The following is a 6,797-nucleotide window of genomic DNA, read 5'->3' as shown; positions in this document are numbered from 1 at the left end:
AAAGGAATATCGGCATTTAACACAGTTTCGGTTTGCATATTTTTCACATGCTTGAAACATAGGGCTTTTTTCCAATGGCACGTTTCTTGGTCTTAGCAACTCGCCGAAACCGGCGATCACTCAAGCCACTTGAACTGATTGCCACCGAGGCGCCGGAAGCGGCGACCTCGACTGTTCTGAGGGGGGCAGGCATTCGGCAATGACGATATCGCAAATTTACAAGGAATATCCATGTCTCATACCAAAACCAAATTTTTGTCCGCCCGCAAAACCCTGCTGGCCCTCGCGGTCTCGCTAGCCGCGTCCTCCGCCGCGCAAGCGGCCGTGGTCACCGGCACGATTCGGGCAGCCACCGACGCCACCTTGGGCGCCGGCACCACCATTGATTACTGGGCCTTCGATTTGAGCGCCGACGCCAACGTCGTGATCGACGTGCGGGCTAACGAAGGTTATTCCAACGCCTGGGGCTCGCATCCAAACGCCTACGTGGACTTGAACGGCGACGGCGAAATTACGTTGGCCGACACCCAGTTCCGTTTGTATCAGGATACGGTATCAATCGATACCGAGGTCACCAGTGCCGACGACGGTGCCGGCTATACACCGCCGGGCAACACCAACGGTTGGGCGGACGGCACCCTGTCGTCGCGCGATTCCTATCTATCCACCGCACTAGGCGCCGGCCATTACATCATTGCGTTCGGCGACTACAAATTGGACTCCAACGATGGCGTGCAAGGCTTCAACGCCGGCGATTCCATCACCGCCGCCACCGGGATCAATCCGTTTACCGGCGCTACCGGCCAAGACCATTTCGACTATCAATTGACCTTCCTGGCGAGCGACTTCACCACCGGCGACAGCCTGAGCGTCAATGCCTTCCAAGTCAACCTGTCCGGCGATCCGATCGACCCGGCACCGGTACCGGTTCCCGGCGCGGTATGGCTATTCGGTTCAGTGCTGGCCGGTTATCTGGGTTCGGCCAAACGTAAATCGGTCTAACCATCCCCACTCGGAGTAGCCGCGATCGGGCGAATCGCCGCGATTTTCCGGTCACGGCTGCTCCAACATCCTTGGAATCATTCCGGCGCCATGTTTTTGGCGCCGAAGCAGGAGACTGTAACCATGTCTATGAACAAATTATTCGAAACCGCTTTATTGGCGTCGGCGCTGAGCTTGGCGATCGCGCAACCAGCCGCCGCCGCGTGGACCGGCAACGACAACAGCGTTGAATTGGGCACGACCATTACCAACCCGTCCTTCAACGGCAGCACGGTCGGTTTTTCCGGTAACCCGGCCCTGACCAACGATGCCTGGGGGATGCAAGCCGCGTTCACCAACTTCTATCTGCCGACCTCCGCGCAAAGCGTCATCATTGATGCGCGTTCTTCCGCCGGCAATTACCCGGCTTTCTCGATCTTCCGGACCAACGTCGCCTATTCCGGCGACACGGTCGGCGTAGACACACCCGCCGAGGTCACCGGTCAGATTCATAAGTTCAACTCGGTCGGCCAAGCCGGCGACCCCGGCATCATCTGGGCGACCGGCCCGGACGGTATCGTCGAAACCCTGGGTTACGTCAGCTCTTCGTCCCATAACTACGTCAACTCTTACGGCGGCGTGATCGACTCGGGCGCGCACGACATCAGTAACGACAACTTGTACGAAACCGGTGTTACCGGAACAATCGGCGTCACCGGCAACCCGGCCTTCGCCACCACCAAACGCTTCGCCACCTTGACCTTGACCGATCTGCAAGCCGGCTGGTACGCGATATTCGTTGGCGGCGCGGACATCGCCGGCACCGGCGGCGACATCACCGTCAAAGTTACCGCCTCCTCGGCGGCATCGACCTACACGCCACCGGCGGCCGTGCCCGTTCCAGGCGCGGTTTGGTTGTTCGGTAGCGCCTTGGTCGGCTTCTTGGGTGTAAACCGCAAATCAGCGCGCGCCTGACCGACGGCTTCCCCGTCAACCCTCGGTTGGCGGGAAGTCGGTGAATGTCTTACCGCAATACCGCTAACAAAATGCCGCCAGGGATGGCGGCCCTTCAACCGGCTCTCTGAACGTTCAGACACGCCGTCGTTAAGAATTTCGGGCGAAGGCCGATCGGCCAACGCCTATTCCACACGTTTCATTCGCAGAGTAAGAGCATGCGCAGATTCCACACTATTCGTTTATCAGGCTTACTGGCCGCCGCAATCGTTTTCCACGCAACGCCGGTGGCGGCGGAGTTGGCACTGGGGCCGATGCCGATCAGTCTGAAAACGCTGCCGGTGCCGCCGGTACCGGGGCTGGTGGATGGTAGCGCCCCGATTGTCGTCAATAAAACGGCGGCGATCGCGCTGGGCAAGGCCTTATTTTGGGACAGCAACGTCGGCAGTGACGGCATGGCCTGCGCCTCTTGCCACTTTCACGCCGGCGCGGACGGCCGCACCAAAAATCAGGTTTCGGCCGGCGGCCAATCGACCTCGACCGCCGATCAAATTTTCGACGCCGCCGCCGACGCCACGCCGTTGGGTCCCAATCGGCCGCTGAGCGTATTCGACTTTCCGCTGCACCAGCGTGAAAACCCGTTGGCCGATTCGACGGTGATTTTCGATACCGACAACGTGGTCGGCTCCGCCGGCACCTTCGCGGGCGACTTCAAAGCGGTGACCCGTTTCAGCAGCGGCATCGACACCTGTAACCGCTCGCCAGACCCGGTGTTCCGGGTTGGCGCTAACGGCACCCGCCGAGTCACGCCGCGCAACGCGCCGACCGTGATCAACGCGGTATTCAACCATCGCAGCTTCTGGGACGGCCGAGCCAACAACGTGTTCAACGGCAGCAGCCCTTGGGGCGACCGCGACCCGAATGCCGGCGTTTGGGTGCTGACCGGCACCCGAACCGTGCAAAAGCAACGCTTGCACCTGATCAATTCATCCTTGGCTTCATTGGCGGTGGCACCGCCGACCAATCACACCGAAATGAGCTGCAACCATCGCAGTTTGCTGGATCTGGGCCGCAAACTGCTGTTCCGCCAACCGCTGCAAAACCAGCCGGTGCATGCCGCGGACAGCGTCTTGGGCCCTTATAGCTACAGCGACGCCGATAAATTGAGTCCGGGGCTGAACACCACCTACGCCGGGCTGATTCGACAAGCCTACCATGCCAGATATTGGTCGTACTCGGGTACCGTGCCGGTCAGCCCACCGGTCGGTCAATCCCCCTACTCGCAGTTGGAAGCCAACTTTCCGATGTTCTTCGCGTTGGCGATTCAGCTTTACGAAAGCACATTGATTTCCGACGAATCGCCGTTCGACAACAGCGCCCGCGATGCCAACCATCAACCGATAGACCTGAGCGCCGAAGAATTGAACGGCTTGAAACAATTCAGGAGCAATCAATGCGGGCTGTGCCATTTGGGACCGAATTTCAGCGCGGCATCGATCGCCGCCAACGCCGCCATCGCCCAAACCCACCCCGAGGCCTTCGGCGAACCGACTTTCCGCATCAGCGCCAGCGCCAACGTCGTCAACCGCATTCCGTTAATGGTCGGCAACCAGGCGGTCACCGCGTTCTACGACACCGGCTTCTCATCGAACGGCGCCGCCCGCGAAGCCAACGACATCGGCGCCGGCGGCGTGGACGATTTCGGCAACCCTTTGTCGTTCACCAGCCAGTATTTACAACTGTTGGTCGGCAACACCGCCGCCATCTTGGATAGCGACGTGAATGCGGTACGCGCTTGCGATTTTCAGAATGCGATGGCCACCGATATGAAACTGCGCTATCCCCTGCCCAGTCTGTTTACCCAAACCGACGGCCTGTTGCCGCAACCGCAAACCACCGCGAACTGCTTCCTGCCGCTCACCAACGCATTCATCCCGACACCGGCGGCCGCACAAGCGGAGTTGAACAAAGCGGTGAACAAACGAATGGTCGCGGCGGTCACCGCCACGTTTAAAACACCGACGCTGCGCAATATCGAATTGACCGGTCCCTATATGCACAACGGCGGCATGGCGACCTTGGAGCAAGTGGTGGAATTTTACAGTCGCGGCGGCAACTTCAACCTGGACAGCAAACACGTGACTCGGGTATTTCCACAACCCACCTTGCAGTCCAATCCGCAGAACCGGGCCGATCTGGTGGCCTTCCTGAAAACCTTGACCGACGAGCGCGTGCTTTATCAACGGGCGCCGTTCGATCATCCGGCCTTGAAAATTCCGCACGGACACATCGGCGACGAATCCGCCACGGTCGCAGGCAATCCACTGCATGCAAAATTTTCCAAGGACGAATATCTGCAAATCCCGGCCGTCGGCGCCGACGGCGTCGCCGAACCGCTAACCAGTTTCGAGCAGCGCTTGGCCCGTTAAAGGTGAAGCTACGAAAAACTGCTTGAGCCTCGCGCCTTGCCGGAGCCGTTACCCCGCTTCTGATTTTCGCCGGCATTCCGCTGTAGCAACGACTTCAGTCGCGATTCGAAGGCGTTCGACTTGGGATAAGCGCTCAGCCCCCGCTAAAGTGCCTCCCTCAGATGATCCTAAAAAGAGCCGTTGGCGTGTGTTGCGGGCCGTTCGTGCCGAGCCCTTCGGCTGCGCTCAGGAGAGCCTTGTCGAAGCACGGACGGCTCGCAACACACTCACCCTCCGGGTGATTGAAAAATCCCGTTCGTCCTGAGTTCATCGAAGGGCGAGCGGGATTTTTCATCGCCCAACTGCTCTTTTTAGGATGATGGTTTGTGTTGGCATTCCGCTGTAGCAGCGGCTTCAGTCGCGATTCGAAGGCGTTTGGCGCGGGGAAACGCTTTCAGCCGCCGCTAAAGCGCCTCCCACGAATGGATATTTGCGCCGGCACATTCCCGCGCCACGCGCGGGAACGGCCGAACGGCAGGACTTACTTCAAACCCATGCAACTGGCGTAATAGCTGACGGTGCCGGACCAGTCGGAGAAGATCCCCAAAATACCGACTTCCCGCGCCAACACGTCCAACGTCGTCATGATGTCGCCGTCGTTTTCCAACGCATCCAGCGTGGATTGGTAATAAAACGACGGGCTGGTCGTGCCCTTGGTCGGTAACACTTCCTCGACGATACGGCCGGAGCGCTCCAGGGTCCAGGTTATGATGCCCAAACCGGCGGCCTTGGCGTCCTTGGCGTATTGCGACGGTACGATTTTGCCGGCGGCGTCCACGCTAAGCAACATCCACATCGGTGGGGCAACGATCTTGATGCCCTGCGCGGCGTATCCCTTCAAATCGGCGGCAGTCGGAACGTCGGCCGGCGTGTTGGCATCATCCAGATAAACCGCTTGCTGGCCGAAAGCCGGCTCATGCTGAATCCAATACAACACATCGTCCTTATTAAACGACTGCGCCCAAACGGTTTTCGGCGAAACACCGGCTGCCTTGTATTCGTCGATCATCGCTTGCGCATAAGCGGCCTGACTGCCGAAGACATCTTCCACCTGCAATTTGGCGTTGCGATTTGGGCTTTTCAATTCCGGCGTGTATTTGCTGCCCAGCTTTTTCAACAGCGCGATACTTTCCTTATGCGTCAGCAGCGTGCCACCGGTCGAGTACAGATCAGTGCGCCAATTGGCGGTGCCCGCCAAAAATTGTTCCGGCGTCACCGCGTTGGGGTTGGATGCATCCATCTTGCCCTTCAGCGACTTAAATTCCGATAAACTCAGGTCGCTAGTGCAGCACAGCACCGACGCGGCCTTGGTACGCTTGCCGCTGGCATCGAACTCAGCCGGCGAAAACGGCTTGGTGCAGGCGGCCGCCAGCGGCGTGGTCAAGATATTGGTGGTGGTGTGCAGATCGCATTGGTCGTGACGGCACACCAGCTCGCCATCCTTGGTAAAGGTCACGTCGCATTCCTGAACGCCCGCGCCCATCCGCGCCCCGGCTTCGTGGCTTTCCTGGGTGTGTTCCGGAAATTGCAGCGTGCCGCCGCCGCGATGGCCGATCGAAAAATGGGTTTTGTGGAATGGTCCATCGCTGCAACTTTCCAGTTTGGTTTTCAAGCGACCGGGGCTCATTTTATCGATCAAGTAATAAGGCCGCGGCCCGACCTGCACGCTTTCGTCGCGCTGCCAGCGATCGGCATCGCGCTCCCAAGCCGCGTCGTCCGCGCCAGCCAGCGCCGACCACAGGCCACCGCCCAACAGCAGCAGCGTTCCGGCCGCGCGGCTCGTCCATCTCTTGCTTATCAACATTGCAATCTCCCAGAGTTCTCGAATTAATGAAGCCGGCCGTCACCCGTTGCCGCGACAGCGGACGGGCGAACCATCAGGTCTAACCGGCAATGCGTTACCGCGAGAACGGTGTACCATGCCAATATTTCAGCCGCGTTAATCGCAAGGATGGTGGACCGGATTTGACTCTGGAAGATAAAAAATGGCATGCACGGCCTTAGCCGCGAATCAGTAAGGTCCGCCGAAAATGACTATCCAAGTCGTTGAACAACCATGGACGGACCGGTGTCGGCAACATCGTCGGCGCGGCTAAAGCCGCTCCCGCCAACCATCAACCGGTAAGCGGCGCTTTAGCGGCGACCGTCCTGATGTCAATCGCTTGCGATCGCGGTTGAAGCGAGTCGCCGCCCGCGACGGCTCGAATCACCCCGCCCCCAGCCGCGAATAGCGGGCCACATCGCGCAAGCGCTTACTTCTACTTCGTCAGATTCTCGGTAGCTCTTGTCATTTCGGCAGGGATTGCCGAAATCCAGACTCCACGGACGGGTCGAAGCTTGCCATCCATGGCACTGGATGCCCGCTTCCCGGCGGGCATGACGGCGTTGATTAAA

Annotated in this window: 4 protein-coding genes; 3 read left to right on the top strand and 1 reads right to left on the bottom strand. The window is 59.4% G+C overall.

Annotation, left to right across the window (positions count from 1 at the left end):
• Positions 1 to 231 precede the first annotated feature (231 nt).
• From AC3B8H_RS16605 to AC3B8H_RS16595, 3 genes are all read left to right on the top strand, one after another.
• Entirely contained in the window at positions 232 to 1,002 is a 771-nt protein-coding gene (locus AC3B8H_RS16605; protein WP_488442662.1) for a hypothetical protein, read from the top strand.
• Between the two features lie 123 nt (positions 1,003 to 1,125).
• Positions 1,126 to 1,956, top strand: a complete 831-nt coding sequence (locus AC3B8H_RS16600) for a hypothetical protein (protein WP_488442661.1) — start codon at positions 1,126 to 1,128, stop codon at positions 1,954 to 1,956.
• A 197-nt stretch (positions 1,957 to 2,153) separates the two neighbouring features.
• Positions 2,154 to 4,364: a cytochrome-c peroxidase gene (locus tag AC3B8H_RS16595; protein ID WP_488442660.1), complete on the top strand. Its 2,211-nt coding sequence runs from the start codon at positions 2,154 to 2,156 to the stop codon at positions 4,362 to 4,364.
• Positions 4,365 to 4,884: 520 nt separating this feature from the next.
• On the opposite strand, the gene AC3B8H_RS16590 is transcribed toward AC3B8H_RS16595, so the two are convergent.
• Positions 4,885 to 6,207, bottom strand: coding sequence for a glycerophosphodiester phosphodiesterase family protein (locus AC3B8H_RS16590; RefSeq protein ID WP_488442659.1), 1,323 nt, complete (start codon positions 6,205 to 6,207; stop codon positions 4,885 to 4,887).
• Positions 6,208 to 6,797: the final 590 nt, after the last annotated feature.

This window comes from Methylomonas sp. BG-2, from assembly GCF_057766305.1.
The sequence above is the reverse complement of the archived record's forward strand: the minus strand, read 5'-3'. Positions and strand labels throughout refer to the sequence as shown.